The following is a 20,486-nucleotide window of genomic DNA, read 5'->3' as shown; positions in this document are numbered from 1 at the left end:
TGGCTCCTCAGGCGTCCTGCGGCATCACGCCCATATGGGCGCCAAGGTTGCCCATCTGCGCGCGGGCCATTTCCGGACCGGTCTGGATGCGGCAGCCCAGGCTTCGGGCGAGTTCCAGAAAGGGCGTCACCACCGGGCTGGTCACCACGTCGGCCACCAGGGCGGTGGGAGAAAGGGTTTCCAGGAGCACGCCGGGTAGCGGCATTTCACCGGTTCCGCCCATGCCCACCGGCGTGGCGTTCGCCACCAGGTCGAAGTCCCCCAGGCTTTCGTACTGGTTGCCGATCTGGACCTGGGGGAATGCCCGGCTCAAGCTTTCGGCCAGGGCTTGGGCGCGGGGCTGGTCGAGGTCGGCGATCACCAACTGGCGCACGCCGCCTTCGCACAGCGAGTAGGCGATGGCCGCACCGACGCCGCCGGAACCCACCACCAGCGCGCGGCATCCTTCCGGGTGGAAGCCGTGGGCGCGGGCGGCCTTGAGGAAGCCCTCGCCATCGACGTTGTCACCCAGCAGGCGGCCGTTGGCCTCGCGGCGGATGACGTTCACCGAACCCAGGGCGGCTGCGCGGGGGCTGAGCTGGTCGAGCTGGCCAGCCAGGACCTGCTTGTAGGGGACGGTGACGACACAGCCACGCAGGTTTTTCCAGCCACGCAGGGCCTGGATGAAGGTGGCGAGGTCCTGCTCTGCCATGTCCACTGCGATCATCGCCCGGTCCTGGCCGTTCTCGGCGAACCAGGCGTTGAAGTTTTCCGGCGATTTCACCTGGGCGATGGGGCTGCCGATGATGGCCACCAGTTCGGTCGAACCATGGATCATGCTGATCTCCTGGGCTTGTTGTTGTGGCGGCAGTATTGCCAGCGCCCAGGTACTGGCCAATGAAACTGAAGGGTGTTTTGGTTGTTTATCGCAATGGCACTGCGATAATCGCACTATTAGCGGGAATCATCTTTGTAGGGGGCGCTGCACGTACTGCATCTTCTGCGCTGGCTTCCGGTGCACCTGCGCCAAGGCCAATCAACCGGACGGGGAGCGGGAATGAAGAAACCGGTAATCCACCAGCGGGACCTGATCGCCGGGCTGCAGAAGGGCCTGGCGCTGATGCAGCTGTTCAGCATCGATAACCCGCGTCTCAGCGTGCCGGAAGCGGCGGCCATGTCGGGACTGACCGCCAGCGCCGCGCGGCGTTTCCTGCTGACCCTGGTGTATGAAGGCTTTGCCGAAACCGATGGCCGCCAGTACTGGCTGACTGCCAAGGCCCTGCGCATCGGCCAGGCCTATGTCGACTCGGCGCAGTTGCCGCGCATGTTGCGACCCATTGTCGAGCAGGTGGCGCGAACCACCCAGGAGCACGTCTCGGTGGGACTGCGCGACGGCGACGACATCGTGCATGTCGTGCGCAGCCGCTACAGCCATATCGCCTCGCTCTCCATTCGACCCGGCTCGCGGATGCCGATGTACTGCACGGCCAGCGGACGCATCTGGCTGGCGTCGTTTACCGAAGAGGAATTGGAGGCGTACTTCGCGCGGGTCGCGTTGCGTCAGCTGACGCCGTTCACGCGCACCGGAACCGACGAATTGAAGGCAGAACTGCAGAAGGTCGCCGCCCAGGGCTTCGCCGTGGTGGACCAGGAGTACGAGGCGGGAATGTGCGTGCTCGGCGTGCCGCTGACCAATCGCAAGGGCGAACTGAAGGCCAGCCTGACCATCACCACCCACGCTTCACGCATGAGCGGCGACGAGATGCGCCAGCGCTACCTGACGCCCCTCTACGAGGCGCAGGCGCTATTGAAACCGGTGCTGGATTGATGGGTCGAGGGCATTGTGGGAGCGAATTCATTCGCGAATGAATTCGCTCCCACAGGGCGCGCACTCGTAGGGTGCGCCGTGCGCACCAATTACACCGCGCGGGAAAATCTGTGCACGCAGCGCACCCTGCGCAGGAGGTCGATGCTTCAGCCGTTCATGCTGGCGAAGTGCGCCATCATCCGCCCGGCATCGGCGCTGCGGCCGCTGATCAGCTCGAACGCCTTCACCGCCTGGAACACCGCCATGGTGCCGCCATCCAGGGTGCGGCAACCGATGGCGCGGGCATTGCGCAGCAGTTCGGTTTCCAGCGGGAAGTAGATGATCTCCGCCACCCACAGTTCAGGGCGCAGCAGCTCCGCCGGCACCGGTGTGCCCGGCAGCTTGGCCATGCCGATGGGCGTGGTGTTGACCAGGCCATCGGCCTCGGCCATGACGTTGGGCAGGTCCGTACCCAGGGCGGCACGACCGGCGCCGAAGTGCGCATTGAGGCTATCCACCAGTGCCTGGCCTCGGGCGGCGTCCACTTCGAACAGGGTCAGCCGTTCGACGCCCTCGGCGAGCAGAGCATGAGCCACGGCGGAACCCGCGCCACCGGCGCCCATCTGCACAACCTGGCGGCGCTGTACGTCAGGCAGGCCACGGCGGAAACCTTCGCCGAAGCCCAGGCAATCGGTGTTGTGTCCGACCCGCTTGCCGTCCTTCAGCACCACGGTGTTCACCGCGCCGATAGCGGTAGCCTCGGGAGAGAGTTCATCCAGCAGGGGAATGATCGCCTGCTTGCAGGGGAAGGTGATGTTCAGCCCGGTGTAGCCCATGCGCTGGGCGGCGCTGAGCAGGTCGGGGAGGGCGCTGCTGTCCAGTTTCAGTTGATCGAGGTCGATCAGGCGATAAAGGTAACGGATGCCCTGGGCATCACCTTCATGCTCGTGCATGGCCGGGGTGCGGGACGCCTGGATACCTGCGCCGATCAGGCCGGCGAGAACGGATTGATTGTGCTGGGACATGGTGCTCAACCCTTGGCGAACAGTTGGCCGAAGTGCTGCAACGCCAGGCTGTAGCCCTGGCTGCCGAGGCCGCAGATCACGCCGACGGCGATAGCGGAAACGAAGGAGTGGTGACGGAACTCCTCGCGCTTGTGCACGTTGGAGAGGTGGACCTCGATCACCGGCAACTCGCTGGCTACCAGGGCGTCGCGCAGGGCGACGGAGGTGTGGGTCCAGGCGGCCGGGTTGATGACGATGCCGGCGCAGCGACCGCGCGCCTGGTGGATCCAGTCGATCAGTTCGCCTTCGTGGTTGGTCTGGCGGAAGTCCACCTCGAAACCCAGTTCGGCGGCGGTGCGGCTGCACTGGGCGGCGATGTCGGCGAGGGTTTCATGGCCGTAGGTGGCGGGTTCACGGGTGCCGAGCATATTGAGGTTCGGACCGTTGAGAACCAGGACGGTGCGGGTCATTACAGCGCTATCTCCATTGTTGTTCTGGCTCCGTCCGGATTGCCGGAGCGGGATGTCAATGAAAATGTACTAACCGGTTAATTACGTCAATTTGCCGCTCAGAGTTTTGTGCGGTAATCGGACGGGTAAAGCACGAATGGCTGTGCCCTGACGGTGGCAACCGACAGGGGAAATCCGGCTACCATGGCGCACCCGGTCCGAAAGGGCCGGTCCTGATGATCACCCGCAAGGAGCACAAGGCCGTGTTCGAGTCCTACCTGACGAAATGGAACCTGCAACCCGACGGCGAGCCCATCCGCACGCCCGGCAGCGATCTGCTGCCGGTACGGTTAGACGGCTTGCCGGCGATGCTGAAGGTCGCACGGGACAGCGAGGAAAAGGGCGGCGCACGGGTGATGCGCTGGTGGGACGGAGAGGGCGCCGCGCGAGTGTATCGGCATGAGGGCGATGCCTTGCTGATGGAGCGTGCCACGGGGCCCGGCTCGCTGATGCGGATGGCGCTGGACGGGCGCGACGATGAGGCCAGCTGCATTGCCTGCGCCACCATCGCCCGGCTGCATGCGCCCAGGCCGACCCCGGCGCCAGAGCTGGCTACCCTGGAAGAGTGGTTCCGCTCGCTGTGGCCGGCCGCGAGGCAACGGGCAGGTTTGTTCGCCGAGGCCGCCGGCATTGCCCGCGAACTGCTCGGATCACAACGCGAAGTGGTGGTGCTGCATGGCGACATCCATCACGAGAACGTGCTCGACTTCGGCGAGCGCGGCTGGCTGGCCATCGACCCCAAACGAGTCATTGGCGATCGCGGATACGACTACGCGAACATGATCTGCAACCCGGAACTCCCAACCGTGACCCGCCCCGAGCGCTTCGCCCGCCAGGTGGCGGTGATCGCCGAAGCCTCCGGCTTGGGGCGGGAGCGGCTGCTGCGCTGGGTGCTGGCCTACGCCGGGCTCTCCGCCGCCTGGTTTCTGGAGGATGGGGATGCCACATCCGCTGAGTCGGACATGACAGTGGCCCGGCTCGCAGTGCAGGCGCTTGGTAGCTGAAACGATATTCGCGAATGCATTCGCTCACACAGGAAGCACTTCCTCACAAGAAGCACATGACCCTGTAGGGGCGATTTCAATCGCGAAGGGATGCGCCGCATCCCCGACACCGGTCAGCGAATGAATTCGCCCCCACAGGAGCCGGTACGACCTTCTCCTCAGCGACGGGTAATCACCACTTCCAGGTACTCGCTGGGCACGATGAGCGACTCGGGCCCGGTGCGGTTGTAACGTTCCAGCAGCTCGGTCAGGTCCCGTTCGAGGGTGTTGGCGGCATCAGCGGGGAGGGCTGCGAAGGCCTTGTGCACCGGACCGTACCAAGTGCGGAACACCTCGATGAAGTGCGCTGGCGACTGGTAGCGGAAGTTGAACAGGCGCCGCGCCACGGAAATCTCGCGGGCGCTGTCGTCGAACAGTTCGCGCAGGTGACTCTCCACGCCCCAGAGAGAGGGAGGCTGCACGCCGGGTGGCGGGGGCAGGTGGCGGCCGAGGGTCTTGAACACCTGGCCGATGAACCCGTCCGGCGTCCAGTTGGCCAGGCCGATGCGCCCACCGGGACGGCAGACCCTGGCCAGCTCGGAGGCCGCCTTCGCCTGGTCAGGGGTGAACATCACCCCGAAGGTGGACAGCACGACGTCGTAGCTGGCGTCAGGGAAGGGCAGGTTCTCGGCATCGGCCGCCTGGAAGGTCACCTCCAGCCGCTCGGCGCGGGCGCGTTCCCGGCCACGTTCCAGCAGGGCCTCCACATAGTCGGTCGAGGTTACCCGCCCGCCCCGGCGCGCAGCGGCCAGGGTGGCATTGCCGTTGCCGGCCGCGACATCCAGCACGGTTTCGCCGTGGCGCAGGTCGCAGGCTTCGGCGAGCAGTTCGCCGACCAGTTGCAGGGTGGTGCCGATGACGGCGTAGTCGCCGCTGGCCCAGGAGGCCATCTGCTTGCTTTTCAGTGCGTTCAGATCAATAGCGGAAGTCATTTCGGGGCTCATTCGGCGGTGGTCGGGTCGATGATCGAGCTGATGCGGGAGATGCGGTTGACCGGGAAACCGCCCTGCTGGGCGTGCTCCCTGACCAGCTCCTCGCTGGCGGCGATGTATACGCAGTACAGCTTGTCGTCGGTGACGTAGCTCTGTATCCACTGCACCTCTGGTCCGAGCTCTCTGAGCACCCGGCAGGACTTCTGTGAAATGGCCTTGAGGTCTCGATCCGTGAGTTTTCCAGCTTCCGGTATCTCTCTTTCGATGAGGAACTTGGGCATGGTGACCTCGTTTTCTTGGCGTTCTGGGCATTGCGGACACGCCGTTGCTCGATTGGGCAGAAGCAGCGTGCAGGGGAACTATCCGCCGGTTCCGGCATGCCGTCCTGCCCGAGCGTCGGCAAGGGTTGTCCGATCGTCCGCGCACCACCATTTATCCGACGATCCGCTGCGAAGCGCATACGCCGCCCAGAATTTCAGGAATGCGCCGGAGGTGAGGGCTGATGGACGCTTTGTCGGAAACCTTGCGTGTCGTCCGCCTTGTCGGCGCGATCTTCATCAACGCACGCTTCAGCGCACCTTGGTGCTACCAGTCGCCCCGCGCCGATTCGGTCGCGCCCCTGCTGGAGCCGGGCGCCGAGCGCGTGGTGATCTTCCACCTGATCACCGACGGTGAGTGCTTCGTCGAAATCGGCCAGGAGAAGCCCGTGCGTCTCTCGGCCGGTGATGTGGTGCTGTTTCCCCAGGGCGACGCCCACCGCATGACTTCGCAGCCCGGCTTGCCGCCGGCCAAGGGGGGCAGACTGGACGAGGTGCTGGCGCGCCGTCCCCGGCAACTGGCCTATGGCGGTGGCGGGGCGATCACGCGCCTGGTCTGTGGCTACCTGGCCTGCGATGCGCGCTTGGCCGACATACTCCTGGCCGGGTTGCCCCCACTGGTGCGGGTCAATGTGCGCGGTTCCAGCGCCGGTCCCTGGCTGGAAGCTTCCGTGCGCTATGCCCTCACGGAAGCCAAGTCACCGCGACCGGGTGGCGAAGGTGTGCTGGCCAAGTTGGCGGAAGTGCTCTTCATCGAAGTGCTGCGCCTGTACATGAACGAGCAGGCCGAAGGGCGCACCGGTTGGCTGGCGGGGCTGGGGGACCGGATCGTCGGCTCGGCGCTGACGGCCCTGCACAAGTGTCCGGCACAGGCCTGGACCCTGGAAGAGCTGGCGCGCACCGCCGGCACATCGCGCTCTGTGCTTGCCGAACGCTTCCAGCTTCTGGTGGGCAGCTCACCCATGCAGTACCTCACCCAATGGCGCATGCTCCTTGCCGCCAACCTGCTCAGTCGGAGCAACGCACCGTTGGCGCGTATTGCCGAGGACGTCGGCTACCAGACCGACACGGCCTTCAGTCGGGCCTTTCGCCGCGAGTTCGGCGCGCCGCCGGCGGCCTGGCGGCGCAATCAGCTGCGACGCCAGCCGGCGGGCCAGTTCAGTCCATGACCGCGTGGGTGTCTGGCGCTCCGGACGATTTCGGCGGCTTGCGCAACAGCAGCAACAGGGGCAGCGAAGCGAGGGTGACGAACATCATCAGGCGAAAGTCCTGGAGGTACGCCAGGATCGACGCCTGGCGCGTCACGTCCAGGTTCAGCGCCACCAGCCCGGCGGGACTGGAAAGGTCGATGGCGCCGCTTTCGGTCGCCTGGGTCAGCGCCTGGTTGAAGGGCGTCATGAAGTCGCTGAAGGCGGCGTGGTTGATCTGCGTGCGCTGGGCCAGGTAGCTGATCACCAGGGAGATGCCGATGCCGCTGCCGACGTTGCGCATCAGGCTGAACAGCGCGGTGCCTTCATTGCGGTAGCGCGGCGCGAGGGTGGAGAAGGTCAGGGTCGACAGCGGCACGAAGATCAGCCCGAGGCCCAGGCCCTGTACGACGCCGCTGCGGACAATGGCGAAGCTGCTGACTTCATGGGTGAAAAGGGTCATCTCCCACATCGACAGGGCGGTGAGCAGCAACCCCAGGCCGATCATCCAGCGCGGGTCGACACGGGCGATCAGGCGGCCCACCAGCAGCATCGCCACCAGGGTGCCCACGCCGCGCGGGGCCATCAGGTAACCCACATCGAGCACCGGATAGCCCATCAGGTTCTGCATGAAGGGCGGCAGCAGCGTCATGCTGGCGAAGAGCACGATGCCCACCATGAAGATGAACAGCAGGCCGATGCTGAGGTTGCGGTCCCGGAACATGGCCGGGTCGATGAAGGGCGCGCGATGGGTCAGCACATGGACGATGAAGAGGTACAGGCCGAGGCCGGCGAGCAGTGCTTCGACGACGATTTCCGGGCTGTGGAACCAGTCCTGGGATTCGCCCCGGTCCAGCATCAGTTGCAGTGCGCCGATTGCCAGGGCGAGCAGGGAGAAGCCGAGCAGGTCGAAGCGGCGCTGCCGTTCGATCGGGGTTTCCTTGAGGAAGGCGGTCAGGCCGAACCAGGCCAGCACGCCGAACGGCAGGTTGATGTAGAACACCCAGCGCCAGTCGTAGTACTCGGTGAGCCAGCCGCCGAGGCTTGGGCCGAGGATGGGGCCGACCATTACGCCGACGCCCCAGATGGCCATGGCCGAGCCGTGCTGCTCGTTGGGGTAGGTGTCCAGCAGCACCGCCTGGGACAGGGGAACGAGGCTGGCGCCGAACACGCCCTGGAGCAGGCGGAACAGGACGATCTGCTCCAGGCTCTGGGCCGCGCCGCAGAGCATGGAGGCAATGGTGAAACCGACGATGGACCAGATGAACAGCCGCTTGCGGCCAAAGCGCGCGGCAATGAAGCCGGTCAGCGGCATGCAGATCGCCGCCGCGACGATGTAGGAGGTCAGCACCCAGCTGATCTGGTCCTGGGTGGTGCCCATGCTGCCCTGCATGTGCGGCAAGGCGACGTTGGCGATGGTGGTGTCCAGCGCCTGCATGATGGTTGCCAGCATCACCGAGAGAGTGACCAGCCAGCGATGGTTGCCGACGCTCCGGGCGGCGTTCGTGTTCATGGCGGTCAGGGCAACAGGCTGGCAAGGCTGCGGCGGTGGCCGGTATCAATTTCCACGACCGCGCTGAGACCAGCGCGCAGCGGCGGCAGCTTGGCGTCGGGTTGCAGGTGAATGCGTACCGGTACCCGCTGCGCCACTTTCACCCAGTTGCCGGTGGCGTTCTGCGCCGGCAGCACCGAGAACTCGGAGCCGGTTGCCGGGCTCAGGCTGTCCACTTCGCCGTGCCAGAGGTTGTCCGGGTAGATGTCGAAGCGCACGTCCACCGCCTGGCCGGGCCGTACGTAGGTCAGGTCCTTCTCGGGGAAGTTGGCTTCCACCCAGAGGTTGTCGTCCACCACCAGGGTCATCGCGGTATTGCCGGCGCTGATGTACTGGCCGGGCTGCGGCACCTTGCTGATGCTACCCGGCAGCGACGCACGCACTTCGGAGCGCTGCAGGTCGAGCCGCGCCTGCTCCAGTTCGGCCTGGGCGCCGAGGTAGCTGGGATGGCGCTCGATGGGTAGCTCGGGGCTGCCGCCGAGGTTCTCGGCGATGCGCTTGAGGTCGTGCTCGCGGGCGTCGATCTCCTGCGCGGCGACCTGGGTCGCCTGACGGGATTCGTCGAGCCGGGCGGGGGAGAGGTAACCCTTCTGCGCGAGGTTGGCCTGGCGTTGCAGATCCCTCTCGGCGAAAGCATGACGGGTGCGGGCCAGGGCCAGTTCGGAGGATTTCTCCTGGTAGTTGGCCTTCAGCGCGGCGAGATCGGTGCGCACCTGGGCGAGGCGCGCCTCGGCCCGGTCGACGGCGATGCGGAAGCTGGCCGGATCGATGCGAAACAGCACCTGCCCGGCATCGACGCGGTCGTTCTCCCGCACCTGCACTTCGGTGATGGTGCCGGACACGTCGGCGCTGATCGGTACTTTGTCGGCCTTGGCGTAGGCGTTGTCGGTTTCGACAAAGCGGCCGCCGTGGAGGTAGGCGAGCAGGCCCAGCACTGCTGCCAGCAGCGGCACGCCCCCCATCAGCAACAGACGCTTGAGGCGGGAGCTGGGGGCGGATTCCATTGCCTGTTCCGGATCTATGACCGTTTGGGTGTTCATGGCGCGGTTCCCGGGGAATTCAGCGTGAGGAAAGGTTCGCGCGCATCTTGCGCAAGGCGTTGGTCAGGGCGGCTTCCTCTTCCTCGCTGATGCCCTGCAGGGCTTCGGCGAGCATGGCGGCTCCGGCGGCGCGGATGTCCGCCAGGGCCTGGTCGGCCTGTGCACGCAGATGGAGGCGGTAGGCGCGGCGGTCGTCAGGGTCCGGCCGACGTTCCACCAGTCCGGCTTGTTCCAGCTGGTCCAGCAGGCGGGCGAGGGTAATGGGCTTGACCTCCAGCTGGTCGGCCAGGTCCACCTGACGGCAACCTTCATGGCGTGCCACATGGGCCAGCGCGCGAGCCTGGCTGAGGGTCAGGCTGCTGCCGGTGATCTGCCGCTCGAACGCGCGTCGCATCAGGCGGGAGGCGTCAGCGAGGAGGAAGCCGAGGCTCTCTTCAAGAATGGCCATGGTTTGGTGCCCATATAGTAAGCGTTGCTTACTATATGGGCGTGACTGATCGGTCGTCAAAGGCTGGACGAGCGGCTGAGAGCGGCCCGTGGCAGCGAACTCCTTCGCGAAGGGCAGCGTTGCAGGGCGAACCTTCGGTCCGCATGGCGATTGAAATGGCCCACACAGAGATGGAGCTCGTCTCATGCTTGAAGCAGTGCGCGAGCTCTCGCTTTTCCTGTGGGGGCGAATTCATTCGCGAAGGGCAGCGCAGCTGTCCCAACAGGCTACTGGCGCTCAGCCGTGCCGAGCCCGGCTGGCCTGAACCACGCGGTGGGCTGGAACCCGCAGCTGCGCCAGCAGGTACTCGGCGAACTCCGGAGAGAAAGGCTGCAAGGCGATGGCGCGTTCCATGCACCCCAGCCAGGCGCCGCTGAGGGCTTCGCCGATGGGCCACTGGGCGTGGAAGGAGGGAATGGCAATGGAGCCGTATTTCTCGCTGAACAGCTTCGGTCCGCCCAGCCAGCCGCTGAGGAAACAGGCCAGCTTGTCGCGGGACTGTTCCAGGCTTTCCGGGTGCAGGCGGCGCAGGTCGGCGGCTTCGGGCAGTTCGTCCATCAGCCGGTAGAAGTCGTCCACCAGCCGACGCAGTCCGTCGATGCCGCCGGCGGCCTGGTAGGAAGCGTCGCCGGTACCGAATGGGGGGCTCATGGGCGGGCTCTTGCGGGAATCGGGGCCGGCATCATATCTGCCTGGCCACGGGCTGTCCGGCCGGTTGGTCGTGCCGTTCCTCGAGAAACTCGGTGGGCCCGGAGCCATCGGCGTTGAGCTGGAAGATGCGCGACGGCCGCCCTTCGGAATCGAAGAACACCTGGCCGAGGCCGGCGGAGTTCCACAGGCGTTCACCGGCCTTGCTGTGTTCCGGTGTGCGCGGCACGACCTTCATCGGGCGGCGCTTGGTGAACCAGTTCAGCGGGGATCTCGGCGAGTAGAGCCAGCGGTTCAGGCGATCGAACACATCCAGCAGACGCCGGGGGAACTCGTTCTTGATGCCGCTGCTGGTGATCTGCCAGATCTTCGGCCCTTGCTGGCGGTGGCGGATCAGCACCTCGTAGACGAAGGAGTAGTGCACGTCGCCGGAGAGGATCACGTAGGAGCCCGGCGTGCGTGAGTGGCGGAATATGTTGAGGATCACCTGGGCCGCACCACGGTGGGCCATCCAGTTTTCCGCATCCACCAGCAGCGGATGGCCGAAGGCGCTGAACACCCGTTGCACGGTTTCGATCAGCTTCACCCCGAACACCGGCGCCGGGGAAACGACGATGGCCGAGGGATGGTCCAGCAGCTCCTGCTGCAACTCGCTCAGCGCCTCCCAGTCCAGCAGGCCGGAGGGGCGCTTGGGGTCGATCTCGCTGCGCCAGCGGCGGGTACGGGTGTCCAGCACCAGCAGTGCCGGGGTGGTGGGCAGCACGTATTGCCAGCGATTGAAGGCGAACAGGCGGTCGATCAATCGGTCCAGGGCAGGGCTGTCGAGGTAATTGTCGCCGGCTGCACTGGCGGCCAGCGCCTCGGCCTGCGCCAATACTTCGCCGAAGGCATCGGGGTCGTTGCCCCAACCCTGGCAGAGCATGTAGGCCAGCAGGGCGTTGCCGATGATGCGCTTGGAGAATGGATGGCCGTAAGCAGTCAGCTCCCACTGGGCGGAGAGGTTCCAGTCGTCGGTGATGTCATGGTCATCGAAGATCATCAGCGTCGGCAGGTGAGCGAATACCCGCGCCGCACCCGGCAGTCCCTCGCGGAAACCCAGCAGGCGCGCCTCTTCCAGGCGGTAGCGTTCGGACTCCTTCGGCGCCAGTGCCGGCATCTGCGGCGCCACCAGCGTCCAGGGCACCGGCGACCAGACCAGCAGGTACATGGCCATGACCTCGGCCAGGGTCACCAGGTGGTTCTCCGCATTGCTGCTGGTGAAGATGGGCTTTCGCGCACCGCCGAAGAAGCGCTCGCGCAGGGTTTCATTGCTTTCCAGCGCAGGAAGCAGCTCGGCCCGGTGGTAGTAGCCGGCCGGATGCGCGTACAGCCCGGCGCTGTCGCCCACCACGGCGCCTTCCAGGCGCTCGTCGAACAGGCCGAGCCGGTCGATCAGTTGGTGGATGGCCCGCAGCATGGGGCCGGCCACGTCATCGGCGTAGACCTGGTCGCCGCTCAGCATCAGTAGCGCCGGGCGCTCTTCCGGTGCGGGGTTGGCGGCCAGCAGACGGTCGGCGCAGAGCAGGCCGTCGTTGGCCGGGAAGTGCGGCTTGCGGCAGGAACCGTGGAGCATCTGGTCGATGCGCGAGCGCAGGACGAAGCTGGGGCAGGTAGCCTGGGCGTGGATCAGGTGCGGTGCCCACTGGCCGATGCCTTCGCCGTCGATCAGCAGGTCGTAGTCGATCTGCTGATCAAGGGGGAGGGAGGTTTTCAGGCGCAGGTCGATCAGGTGCAGGAAGGCATGGCGGCCAAAGGGGATTACCCGGCAGCTGTCCTTCCCCAGGGAATACTCGACGCCGCCATCGGGCGACAGCCGCAGCACCGGCGAGAGCCTGCGCGAACCCACCAGCCAGAACACCAGACGGCGGGATTCGATACGGCGCAGCATGGGGCCGGCGAGAACGGCGGGAAGGATTTCCTGGGAAGCGGCAACGGACATCGGGACAACGGGCCTGTGCGAATGAGCGCAACAGGATAACGCGCACGCCGTGCCGGGCTCAGCAATGGCTTGAAAAAAACTCAGCCGAGTAGTGCGTTTAAATCGATTGGCAGACTGCGCCGGGGGCTTCTAGCATCCATTGTCTGACCCCGCGCTGGCGCCTTGGAGCCGCCAGCCGCCCAGCCCTGATGGAACGGCCTGCCCACGGAGGCAACCATGCTTCAGGTTCTGCTCGATGGCCCCATCCCATTTTCGCCAGGCACACCGGGCGAAGCCCATTCAGGATCGCCCTGATCCATTTCTTCTGCTGCCTTCGATTCCGGGGCCGCCGTATCGCCCTGGCCATCCGTGAAGCGCCCGCGCTGGCGGGCACTTGCCTTGATGAAACCGTCCGGGAGGCGATATGGCTCTCACCCTGAAGATCAACGGCGCCGAGCACAGCGTCGATGTGGACCCCGACACGCCGCTGCTCTGGGTATTGCGCGACGTGCTGGGGATGACCGGTACCAAGTTCGGTTGCGGCATGGCCCTATGCGGCGCCTGCACCGTGCACATGAATGGCGCCGCCGTGCGCTCCTGCGTCATGCCGGTGAGCAGCATGGTCGGTGCGGAAATCACCACTATCGAAGGCATCGGCGATACCGATGTCGGCAAGCGCGTGCAAGAGGCCTGGCTGGCCAAGGAAGTAGTGCAGTGCGGCTACTGCCAGTCGGGTCAGATCATGTCGGCCAGCGCGCTGCTGGCCAGCAACGGCAACCCCAGCGATGCGGAAATAGACGGCGCGATGTCCGGCAATATCTGCCGTTGCGGCACCTACCTGCGCATCCGTGAAGCCATCAAGGTGGCGGCCCGGGCGCAGCCAGCCAAGGCGGAGGGCGCAGCATGAACGACATGACGTCCTTTGCCGGCCCCGGTTTCAGTCGCCGGGGCTTTCTCAAGGCGGGTGCCGCCGTGGGCGGTGGCCTGCTGATCAGCTTCGCGCTGCCGGGCGTGATGGACGATACCCAGGCCGCCGAGGGCGATTTCAGCCCCAACGCCTATATCCGTATCGACCGCAGCGGCAAGGTTTTCCTGATCATCCAGCCGGTGGAAATGGGCCAGGCCACCTACACCTCCATGCCGGCGCTGATCGCCGAGGAGCTGGAGGTGTCCCTCGACCAGGTGGTGATCGAACACGCTCCGGCTGACGACAAGCGCTATGCCAATCCCATGCTGGGCTTCCAGGTCACCGGCGGCTCGACTTCCGTGCCCGCCAACTGGAAACCCCTGCGCCAGGCCGGCGCCGCCGCGCGCACCCTGCTGGTGACGGCGGCGGCGCAGCAATGGTCGGTGCCGGTGGAAAGCTGCAAGGCCGAGAACGGCGCCGTGCTGCACCCGGAAAGCGGCCGCAAGCTCGGTTACGGTGAATTGGTGGACGCCGCCGCCAAGCTGCCGGCTCCGGGCGAGGTGGAGCTGAAGGACCCGTCCCGGTTCAAGCTGATAGGCACCCCGGCCAAACGCACCGACGGCCCCGACAAGGTGCGGGGCAAGGCCATGTTTGGCATCGATGCCCGCCCTGAGGGCGTGAAGGTCGCCGCGATTACCATCTGCCCGGTCATCGGCGGCACCCTGGCCGAGGTGGACGACGCACCGGCCTTGGCGGTCAAGGGCGTGCACAAGGTGGTGCGCACCAAGGATGCGGTGGCTGTGGTCGCAGACCATATGGGAGCCGCACGCAAGGGCCTGGCGGCGCTTTCGATCAAGTGGAACGAGGGTGAAAACGCCAAGGTGTCCAGCGGCGACATGCTGAAGAACATCAAGGAGGCGTCGAAGGGCGAGGGCGTGCAGGCCCGCGCCGAGGGCGATGCGCAGGGTGCCATGGCCAAGGCGGCGAAGAAGGTGGAGGTGACCTATCAGGTGCCGTTCCTGGCCCACGCCTGCATGGAACCGGTCAACTGCACCGCCCATGTACGCAAGGACGGCTGCGACCTCTGGCTTGGCATCCAGGTACCGGCGCGGGCCAAAACGCTGGCGGCGCAGCTCACCGGCCTGCCCGAAGACAAGGTGGTGGTGCACAACCAGTTGCTCGGCGGCGGTTTCGGCCGGCGGCTGGAAACGGACTTCGTCGGCCATGCGGTGGAAGTCGCCAAGCAGGTGGATTACCCAGTGAAGGTGATCTACTCCCGCGAGGAGGACACCCGCCACAGCACGCTGCGGCCCTTCCACTACAACCACCTTTCCGCTGGCCTGGATGAACAGGGGCGGCCCATCGCCTGGACCCATAAGGTCACCGGCGGTTCCATCATCGCGCGCTGGGCGCCGGACCGCTTCATGAACGGGATCGACGGTGACGCCGTGCGCGACGCTTGCGGCCCCTACGCCTTTCCCAACCTCGCGGTGCATTACGTGCGCCACGAACCGCCCAAGGGCATTACCCCGGCGTTCTGGCGCGGGGTTGGCCATACGCAGAACGCCTTCATGGTGGAAGGTTTCATGGACGAGCTGGCGGCCATGAACAAGGTCGATCCCTTCACCTACCGCGCGCCGCTGCTGGAGAAACACCCCCGCGCGCTGAAGGTGCTGGAGATGCTGAAAGAGAAGTCCAACTGGGACTCGCCGCTACCGGCGGGACAGGGGCGAGGCCTGGCGCTGACCTATTGCTTCGGCACCTACGCGGCGCAAGTGGCGGAAGTCAGCGTGGATGCCAGTGGTGCGGTGAAGGTGCACAAGGTCACCTGTGTGGTGGATTGCGGCATTCCCATCAATCCGGACTCGGTTGTGGCGCAGATGCAGGGCGGCACGATCTTCGGCCTGACAGCGACGCTGTTCGGCAATATCACCTTCAAGGACGGCCGGGTCGAACAGGCCAACTTCGACAGCTACCGACTGCTGCGCCTGAACGAGGTCCCGCCCATCGAGACCCACATCATCAACAGCGGCGAATCCCCCGGTGGCCTGGGCGAAGTGTCCACCGTGGTGATCGCCCCCGCGGTGGTCAACGCCATCTTCGCCGCCACCGGCAAGCGCCTGCGCAGCCTGCCGGTCGACCCGACCCAGCTCAAACAAGCCTGACGAGCCCTTCATCAGCCCCTTTCCCTACGTGGAAGGGGGCTGCTTGTGCATTCACGAAGCACCCTTGCCGCGGCTGGTGCGTGCCCTCTCGGCCGGGCGCAGTACGGCCTACGCTTTCGAAAAACTCAACCATAGGCGGTCTTTATATCGTTTGTCGGGCCCAGGCCCGGTGTCGACCATAGCCCCTGTCCAGGGCCGTTTTGCGCGGCTTACAACAACAGGAGGTCGACATGAACCCACTGCCATCCCTCTGGGGCTCCGATAGCCCCTGGCGCCTGCTTGGCTCCCGCCATATCGCCAGCGGCGAACTGGTGTTCCCACCGCTGTCCAGCCATTCGCCGCTGGCCGCCCAGTACCGGACCGAGCCGCTGGCTGCCGAGGGCAGCCTGTACAGCTTCACCATCATCCATCCGAGCCCGAAGAGCGGCCTGGTTCCGTTCGCCCTTGGCTACCTGGACCTGGAAGGCCCGGTGCGCCTGTTCGGCCGCATCAGCGGCAGCGAGCGCCCGGTGATCGGCGGCGCCTACCGCGTCCTGCCCGACGAAACCTATGGCTATGTGTTCGAATCCGTGGAGGCCAGCCAATGAGCCGGATGCATGTAATGGGCGGCGCCATGACCCGCTTCGGCCGGCACCAGGGTGTAATGGCGCCGGAACTGGCCCAGCAGGCGATCCTCGAGGCTGTGGCTGACTCGGGCCTCCCGTTGAAGGACATCCAGGCGATCTACTGCGCCAACGTGCTCGGCGGCATGATTCTCGGTCAGGTGATCCTGCGTGATCTCGGGCTCGCCGGCATCCCCGTCTACAACGTCGAGAACGCTTGCGCCAGCGGTGCCACCGCCGTGCATCTGGCGCGCCACGCGCTGCTGGCCGGGCAGTACGAGCGGGTGCTGGTGTTCGGCATCGAGCAGCTGACGCAGCTGGGTGGCGGCACCATTCCGATGCAGCGCAATGACGAGAAGACCGACCTCTTCGCCAAGGCCGGCATGGTACTGCCGGCGGTCTACGCCATGCGTGCCACCCGCTTCATCCACGAGCGCGGCGCCAGCCCGGCGGACCTCGCCCGCGTGGCGGTGAAGAACCGCCATCACGGTTCCCTCAACGAATACGCCCAGCAGCGCAGCGAGGTGACCCTGGAAGAGGTGCTGGGCTCGCGGATGATCGCCGACCCGCTGACCCTGCTGCAGTGCTGTCCGTCCCAGGTGGATGGTGCCGCCGCCCTGGTGCTGGGCAACAAGCCTGGCCCCCATGCGCGGGATGTGCGCGTGCTCGGTTCGATTGTCGTGTCCGGCCTGCGCGAAGGCGCCCGCGACGACATCCTCGACGCGGAGATCACCGCACGTGCCGCGCGCCTGGCCTATGAGCAGGCCGGCGTCGACCCGCGTGATGTGGGCGTGGTGGAGCTGCACGACGCCTTCACCATCGCCGAACTCCTCTACTACGAAGCACTCGGTCTCGCGCCCCATGGTGAAGCGCTGGCGCTGCTGCATTCCGGCGCCACGGCGCTGGGCGGGCGGGTGCCGGTGAATCCCAGCGGCGGCCTGCTTGCCAAGGGGCACCCGCTGGGCGCCACGGGCGTTGCGCAGATGGTCGAGCTGATGTGGCAACTGCAGGGCCGCGCCAACGGACGCCAGGCCGACAACCCGCGCATCGGCGTCGCCCAGTGCACCGGCGGCGGCATCGCCGGTGTCGACCACGCCGCGTCTTCCGTTCACGTACTGGGGGTGTGAGATGAGCAAGCAACGCTTCCAACAGGGCCAGGTGGCCGCCGTGACCGGCGCCGCACGTGGCATCGGCCTCGGCATCGCCAGCCGCCTGGCGCGCGAAGGCGTGACCGTCTTCCTGCTCGACCGCGATGCCCCCGTCCTGCTCGATACCGTCAAGCTGCTGCAGGCGGAGGGCCTCGACGTCCACGGTATCGCCCTGGACCTGACCCAGGCCGCCGACGTCGAGCGTGCCTTCGGCCAGATCCGCGAGATGTCCGGGCGCCTGGATTTCCTAGTGAACAACGCCGGGGTGGTACGCGACAAGCGCTTCCTGAAGATGACCGAGGAGGACTGGGACCTGGTGCTGGATACCAACCTGCGGGCGCAGTTCCTCTGCTGTCGGGCGGCCCTGCCGCTGATGCTGGAGGCCGGCTTCGGGCGTATCGTCAACCTGTCGTCCCGCGCCTGGCTGGGCGGCTTCGGCCAGGCCAACTATTCCGCCGCCAAGGGCGGGGTGGTGAGCCTCACCCGCAGCCTGGCCATCGAGTTCGCCGCCAAGGGCATCACGGTCAACACCATCGCCCCCGGCATCGTCGACACGCCGCTGTTCCAGGCTTTCGACCCGGAGGTGCAGGCGCGGCTGAAGGACACCGTGCCGGTCAAGCGCATCGGCACGCCGGACGATATCGCCAACGCGGTGGAATTCTTCCTCGACCCGGCCAGCGCCTACGTCACCGGCCAGACCCTCTATGTCTGCGGCGGGCGCAGCCTGTCGTCGGCCAGTGTCTGAGGAGGCCGCCATGTCCGTGCACCTTGAAATCCACGGCGCCGTGGCGCTGATCAGCCTCGACCGCCCGGATGCCCTCAACGCCCTCGATATCGAGTCCCTGCGCACCCTGCGCGGGCACCTGGCGGAAGTACGTGACCGCCGCGAGGTCCGTGTGGCGGTGCTCACCGGTTGCGGTGAGCGGGCCTTCTGTGTCGGGGCCGACCTGAAGAGCACGCGGGCGTCCGGTGCGTCCTATGCCGAGGCGCTGTTCCTCGACAAGGAGCCGGCCGCCGATGCCGGCCTCTACATCCGCCTGATGGACCTGGCCGACCTCGACCTGCGCAAGCCGCTGATCGCCGCCATCAACGGGCACTGCCTCGGCGGCGGCCTGGAGCTGGCATTGCAGTGCGACCTGCGCATCGCCTCTGGCAATGCCAGCTTCGGCCTGCCGGAAGCGGTGGTCGGGTCGATTCCCGCGGTGTCCGGGCTGCATCGCCTGCTCAAGGCCGTGCCGCCCGCCCATGCCATGCAGATGGCGCTCACCGGCCAGCGGATCGACGCCAGCCGGGCGCTGGGCATCGGACTGGTGTCGGAGGTGCTGGACAGCCGCGAGGTGCTGCTGGACCGCGCGCTGGAGCTCGCCGGGCGCATTGCCGAGGCCGCGCCGCTGGCGATCCAGGCGCTGCAATCCCTGGCCCGGCAGACCGCGCACCTCTCAGATGCCGACGCGCAGCGCCTGGCCGAGTTGTATTGGGGCGTACTGCGGGATACCGAGGACCGCCTGGAAGGTCGCGCGGCTTTCGCCGAGAAGCGGCCGCCGAACTACAAGGGCCGCTGAGCGCCGGGGAGATTCGTCATGCAACTGAGTAATCCGTTCCTGCAGAGCCTTGGTGTCGAGCTGGTCCACTGGGTCAGTGGCGAGGCCGAATTCCGCATGCCCATCGAGGCGCGCCATCTCAACCGCCAGGGCATGCTCCACGGCGGGCTGGTCGCCACGCTGCTGGATGCCGCCTGCGGCTACGCAGGACTGCATGCGGCGGAAGGCGAGGCCGAGGTACACGGCGTGACTGTGATGCTGAACGTCGCCTACCTGCAGGCGGTCCGCTCCGGGACCGTGCTCGCCAGGGGCCGAGTCAGCCGCAATGGCCGCAGCCTGTACTTCGCCGAGGCTTCCCTGTTGGCTGAGGATGGCCGGTTGCTGGCGACGGCCCAGGGCACCTTCAGGCAGGGAGGCGGCCGCCATGTTGCGTAATGCCTTGCAGGGCCTGACGGTGCTGGATTTCACCCAGATCGCCGCCGGCCCCACCTGCACCATGCTCCTGGCCGACATGGGCGCGCGGGTGATCAAGATCGAGCCGCCGGAAGGCGACCTAGGCCGCACCCTGGGGCCGGCCTGGGTGGGTGAGTCCAGCGCGCTCTATCACGGTTTCAACCGTGGCAAGCAGGGCCTCTGCCTGGACCTGAAGAACCCTGCAGGGCTGGCCGTGGCCAAACGCCTGGTGGAGTCGGCGGACGTACTGATCGAAAGCATGCGTCCCGGCGTGATGGCCCGCCTCGGGCTGGGCTACGAAGCGCTGTCGGAAAGCCACCCGGCGCTGATCTACTGCTCCATTTCCGCCTATGGCCAGCAAGGACCCTATGCGGATCGGGCCGGGGTGGACGGCATTCTCCAGGCGGATTCCGGGCTGATGAGCCTGATCGGCATCCCCGGTGCGCCGCCCTGCAAGGTGCAGGCGCCAGTGGTGGACGTGGTGACCGGCTACATGGCCTGCATGGCGATCCTCGCCAAGCTGCAGGCCCGGCATCGGGACGGGCAGGGCGGCCACCTGGACGTGAGCCTGATGAATTCCGCCCTGGCCTTGCAGCAGTCATCCATCAGCAGCTACCTGCGGGAGGGCGAGCTGCCGACACCCATCGGCAGTGCCGCGCCTTACTCGGCGCCCAACGAGGCCTTCCAGGCCGAGGATGGCTGGATCATGGTGGCGGCCTACAACGGCAACCGCTGGGAGCGCCTGTGCACGGTGCTCGGTCATCCGGAGTGGGCGGGCGATCCGCGCTTCGTCAGTTCGGCCCAACGCGTGGTGCACCGGGCCGAGATGCAGGACGCGCTCAATACCGTGTTCCGCACCCGTAATACCGCCCACTGGCTGGAGAAGCTGCGCGCGGCCGACATCCTCTGCGCCAGGGTGGCCGACTACAGCGACCTGCTGAACCACCCACAAATTGCGGAGAACGGCATGCTTGCCAGCATCGCCCATCCGCGCCACGGCATGCTGCGGGTTCCCGGTTTTCCGGTGAACAGTGCCGAGGCAGGCAAGCAGCCCTACAAGCCGGCGCCGGACAAGGGCGAGCATTCCCGCGAACTGCTGGCGGAGATGGGCTTCAGCGAGCTTGAAGTGGCGCAGATGCTGGAGAGCGGGGCGGTGATCTGAATTCGGCGCTTTTGTGGGAGCGAATTCATTCGCGAAGCATTAGGTC

Annotated in this window: 21 protein-coding genes; 11 read left to right on the top strand and 10 right to left on the bottom strand. The window is 66.5% G+C overall.

Annotated features, from left to right (window positions below; translation table 11 throughout):
* Positions 1-7 precede the first annotated feature (7 nt).
* The gene (locus FXN65_RS14985) at positions 8-817 is read right to left on the bottom strand and encodes a shikimate dehydrogenase family protein (protein WP_151133942.1); all 810 of its coding nucleotides are present in this window, start codon (positions 815-817) and stop codon (positions 8-10) included.
* A 219-nt stretch (positions 818-1,036) separates the two neighbouring features.
* Between FXN65_RS14985 and FXN65_RS14980 the strand changes: the two genes are divergently transcribed.
* Positions 1,037-1,807, top strand: coding sequence for an IclR family transcriptional regulator domain-containing protein (locus FXN65_RS14980; protein ID WP_151133941.1), 771 nt, complete (start codon positions 1,037-1,039; stop codon positions 1,805-1,807).
* A 146-nt stretch (positions 1,808-1,953) separates the two neighbouring features.
* Here the strand turns inward: FXN65_RS14980 and FXN65_RS14975 are convergent, their stop codons facing one another.
* Entirely contained in the window at positions 1,954-2,811 is an 858-nt protein-coding gene (locus FXN65_RS14975; RefSeq protein WP_151133940.1) for a shikimate dehydrogenase, read from the bottom strand.
* A 5-nt stretch (positions 2,812-2,816) separates the two neighbouring features.
* The gene (aroQ, locus tag FXN65_RS14970; RefSeq protein WP_151133939.1) at positions 2,817-3,260 is read right to left on the bottom strand and encodes a type II 3-dehydroquinate dehydratase; all 444 of its coding nucleotides are present in this window, start codon (positions 3,258-3,260) and stop codon (positions 2,817-2,819) included.
* Positions 3,261-3,502: 242 nt separating this feature from the next.
* On the opposite strand from aroQ, the gene FXN65_RS14965 reads away from it, so the two are divergent.
* Positions 3,503-4,303: an aminoglycoside phosphotransferase family protein gene (locus tag FXN65_RS14965; protein WP_151138838.1), complete on the top strand. Its 801-nt coding sequence runs from the start codon at positions 3,503-3,505 to the stop codon at positions 4,301-4,303.
* Between the two features lie 158 nt (positions 4,304-4,461).
* Here FXN65_RS14965 and FXN65_RS14960 read toward each other — a convergent pair whose 3' ends face one another.
* Both FXN65_RS14960 and FXN65_RS14955 read right to left on the bottom strand, forming a co-directional pair.
* Complete coding sequence (locus tag FXN65_RS14960) at positions 4,462-5,274, bottom strand: class I SAM-dependent methyltransferase (protein ID WP_151133938.1); 813 nt, start codon at positions 5,272-5,274, stop codon at positions 4,462-4,464.
* A gap of 8 nt (positions 5,275-5,282) precedes the next feature.
* Entirely contained in the window at positions 5,283-5,555 is a 273-nt protein-coding gene (locus tag FXN65_RS14955) for a DUF4242 domain-containing protein (RefSeq protein WP_151133937.1), read from the bottom strand.
* A gap of 221 nt (positions 5,556-5,776) precedes the next feature.
* On the opposite strand from FXN65_RS14955, the gene FXN65_RS14950 reads away from it, so the two are divergent.
* Positions 5,777-6,760, top strand: a complete 984-nt coding sequence (locus FXN65_RS14950) for an AraC family transcriptional regulator (RefSeq protein WP_151133936.1) — start codon at positions 5,777-5,779, stop codon at positions 6,758-6,760.
* On the opposite strand, the gene FXN65_RS14945 is transcribed toward FXN65_RS14950, so the two are convergent.
* From FXN65_RS14945 to FXN65_RS14925, 5 genes are all read right to left on the bottom strand, one after another.
* Positions 6,750-8,291, bottom strand: a complete 1,542-nt coding sequence (locus tag FXN65_RS14945) for a DHA2 family efflux MFS transporter permease subunit (protein ID WP_151133935.1) — start codon at positions 8,289-8,291, stop codon at positions 6,750-6,752. The two genes, FXN65_RS14950 and FXN65_RS14945, sit on opposite strands and share 11 nt — an antisense overlap.
* Before the next feature lie 5 nt (positions 8,292-8,296).
* Positions 8,297-9,370 carry an HlyD family secretion protein gene (locus FXN65_RS14940; protein WP_151133934.1) on the bottom strand — a complete coding sequence of 358 codons (1,074 nt, stop codon included), beginning with the start codon at positions 9,368-9,370 and terminating at the stop codon, positions 8,297-8,299.
* A gap of 19 nt (positions 9,371-9,389) precedes the next feature.
* A complete protein-coding gene (locus tag FXN65_RS14935; RefSeq protein WP_151133933.1) occupies positions 9,390-9,818 on the bottom strand; it encodes a MarR family winged helix-turn-helix transcriptional regulator in 429 nt (142 codons plus the stop codon).
* A 276-nt stretch (positions 9,819-10,094) separates the two neighbouring features.
* On the bottom strand, positions 10,095-10,508 hold the full coding sequence (locus tag FXN65_RS14930) for a group II truncated hemoglobin (protein WP_151133932.1): 414 nt from the start codon (positions 10,506-10,508) through the stop codon (positions 10,095-10,097).
* A gap of 31 nt (positions 10,509-10,539) precedes the next feature.
* Positions 10,540-12,483 carry an alkaline phosphatase D family protein gene (locus tag FXN65_RS14925; RefSeq protein ID WP_151133931.1) on the bottom strand — a complete coding sequence of 648 codons (1,944 nt, stop codon included), beginning with the start codon at positions 12,481-12,483 and terminating at the stop codon, positions 10,540-10,542.
* Between the two features lie 403 nt (positions 12,484-12,886).
* On the opposite strand from FXN65_RS14925, the gene FXN65_RS14920 reads away from it, so the two are divergent.
* From FXN65_RS14920 to FXN65_RS14885, 8 genes are all read left to right on the top strand, one after another.
* Positions 12,887-13,369 (top strand): (2Fe-2S)-binding protein, encoded by a 483-nt coding sequence (locus FXN65_RS14920; protein WP_151133930.1) that lies wholly within the window; start codon positions 12,887-12,889, stop codon positions 13,367-13,369.
* Entirely contained in the window at positions 13,366-15,534 is a 2,169-nt protein-coding gene (locus FXN65_RS14915) for a xanthine dehydrogenase family protein molybdopterin-binding subunit (RefSeq protein ID WP_178119339.1), read from the top strand. The genes FXN65_RS14920 and FXN65_RS14915 overlap by 4 nt, the downstream gene beginning before the upstream one ends.
* Positions 15,535-15,764: 230 nt before the next feature.
* Positions 15,765-16,121: a Zn-ribbon domain-containing OB-fold protein gene (locus tag FXN65_RS14910; RefSeq protein ID WP_151133929.1), complete on the top strand. Its 357-nt coding sequence runs from the start codon at positions 15,765-15,767 to the stop codon at positions 16,119-16,121.
* Complete coding sequence (locus FXN65_RS14905; RefSeq protein ID WP_151133928.1) at positions 16,118-17,263, top strand: thiolase family protein; 1,146 nt, start codon at positions 16,118-16,120, stop codon at positions 17,261-17,263. Before FXN65_RS14910 ends, FXN65_RS14905 begins: the two co-directional genes overlap by 4 nt.
* 1 nt (position 17,264) lies before the next feature.
* Positions 17,265-18,029: an SDR family NAD(P)-dependent oxidoreductase gene (locus FXN65_RS14900; RefSeq protein ID WP_151133927.1), complete on the top strand. Its 765-nt coding sequence runs from the start codon at positions 17,265-17,267 to the stop codon at positions 18,027-18,029.
* A gap of 10 nt (positions 18,030-18,039) precedes the next feature.
* Positions 18,040-18,846, top strand: coding sequence for an enoyl-CoA hydratase/isomerase family protein (locus tag FXN65_RS14895; protein WP_151133926.1), 807 nt, complete (start codon positions 18,040-18,042; stop codon positions 18,844-18,846).
* An 18-nt stretch (positions 18,847-18,864) separates the two neighbouring features.
* The gene (locus tag FXN65_RS14890) at positions 18,865-19,260 is read left to right on the top strand and encodes a PaaI family thioesterase (protein ID WP_151133925.1); all 396 of its coding nucleotides are present in this window, start codon (positions 18,865-18,867) and stop codon (positions 19,258-19,260) included.
* A complete protein-coding gene (locus FXN65_RS14885) occupies positions 19,250-20,440 on the top strand; it encodes a CaiB/BaiF CoA transferase family protein (protein WP_151133924.1) in 1,191 nt (396 codons plus the stop codon). Before FXN65_RS14890 ends, FXN65_RS14885 begins: the two co-directional genes overlap by 11 nt.
* The last annotated feature ends 46 nt before the right edge of the window (positions 20,441-20,486 follow it).

The sequence above is a fragment of the Pseudomonas lalkuanensis genome (assembly GCF_008807375.1).
GTDB lineage: Bacteria > Pseudomonadota > Gammaproteobacteria > Pseudomonadales > Pseudomonadaceae > Metapseudomonas > Metapseudomonas lalkuanensis.
Note: the sequence above shows the minus strand (reverse complement) of the source record. Positions and strands in the feature narration are given on the sequence as shown.

Bases quoted from the DNA above. Each gene is read 5' to 3' on its own strand.
- FXN65_RS14885 (WP_151133924.1), top strand. From the start codon at position 19,250: ATGTTGCGTAATGCCTTGCAGGGCCTGACGGTGCTGGATTTCACCCAG.
- FXN65_RS14935 (WP_151133933.1), bottom strand. From the start codon at position 9,818: ATGGCCATTCTTGAAGAGAGCCTCGGCTTCCTCCTCGCTGACGCCTCC.
- aroQ (WP_151133939.1), bottom strand. From the start codon at position 3,260: ATGACCCGCACCGTCCTGGTTCTCAACGGTCCGAACCTCAATATGCTC.
- FXN65_RS14900 (WP_151133927.1), top strand. From the start codon at position 17,265: ATGAGCAAGCAACGCTTCCAACAGGGCCAGGTGGCCGCCGTGACCGGC.
- FXN65_RS14980 (WP_151133941.1), top strand. From the start codon at position 1,037: ATGAAGAAACCGGTAATCCACCAGCGGGACCTGATCGCCGGGCTGCAG.
- FXN65_RS14940 (WP_151133934.1), bottom strand. From the start codon at position 9,370: ATGAACACCCAAACGGTCATAGATCCGGAACAGGCAATGGAATCCGCC.
- FXN65_RS14955 (WP_151133937.1), bottom strand. From the start codon at position 5,555: ATGCCCAAGTTCCTCATCGAAAGAGAGATACCGGAAGCTGGAAAACTC.
- FXN65_RS14945 (WP_151133935.1), bottom strand. From the start codon at position 8,291: ATGAACACGAACGCCGCCCGGAGCGTCGGCAACCATCGCTGGCTGGTC.
- FXN65_RS14930 (WP_151133932.1), bottom strand. From the start codon at position 10,508: ATGAGCCCCCCATTCGGTACCGGCGACGCTTCCTACCAGGCCGCCGGC.
- FXN65_RS14950 (WP_151133936.1), top strand. From the start codon at position 5,777: ATGGACGCTTTGTCGGAAACCTTGCGTGTCGTCCGCCTTGTCGGCGCG.
- FXN65_RS14975 (WP_151133940.1), bottom strand. From the start codon at position 2,811: ATGTCCCAGCACAATCAATCCGTTCTCGCCGGCCTGATCGGCGCAGGT.
- FXN65_RS14925 (WP_151133931.1), bottom strand. From the start codon at position 12,483: ATGTCCGTTGCCGCTTCCCAGGAAATCCTTCCCGCCGTTCTCGCCGGC.
- FXN65_RS14985 (WP_151133942.1), bottom strand. From the start codon at position 817: ATGATCCATGGTTCGACCGAACTGGTGGCCATCATCGGCAGCCCCATC.
- FXN65_RS14920 (WP_151133930.1), top strand. From the start codon at position 12,887: ATGGCTCTCACCCTGAAGATCAACGGCGCCGAGCACAGCGTCGATGTG.
- FXN65_RS14890 (WP_151133925.1), top strand. From the start codon at position 18,865: ATGCAACTGAGTAATCCGTTCCTGCAGAGCCTTGGTGTCGAGCTGGTC.
- FXN65_RS14910 (WP_151133929.1), top strand. From the start codon at position 15,765: ATGAACCCACTGCCATCCCTCTGGGGCTCCGATAGCCCCTGGCGCCTG.
- FXN65_RS14895 (WP_151133926.1), top strand. From the start codon at position 18,040: ATGTCCGTGCACCTTGAAATCCACGGCGCCGTGGCGCTGATCAGCCTC.
- FXN65_RS14905 (WP_151133928.1), top strand. From the start codon at position 16,118: ATGAGCCGGATGCATGTAATGGGCGGCGCCATGACCCGCTTCGGCCGG.
- FXN65_RS14915 (WP_178119339.1), top strand. From the start codon at position 13,366: ATGAACGACATGACGTCCTTTGCCGGCCCCGGTTTCAGTCGCCGGGGC.
- FXN65_RS14960 (WP_151133938.1), bottom strand. From the start codon at position 5,274: ATGACTTCCGCTATTGATCTGAACGCACTGAAAAGCAAGCAGATGGCC.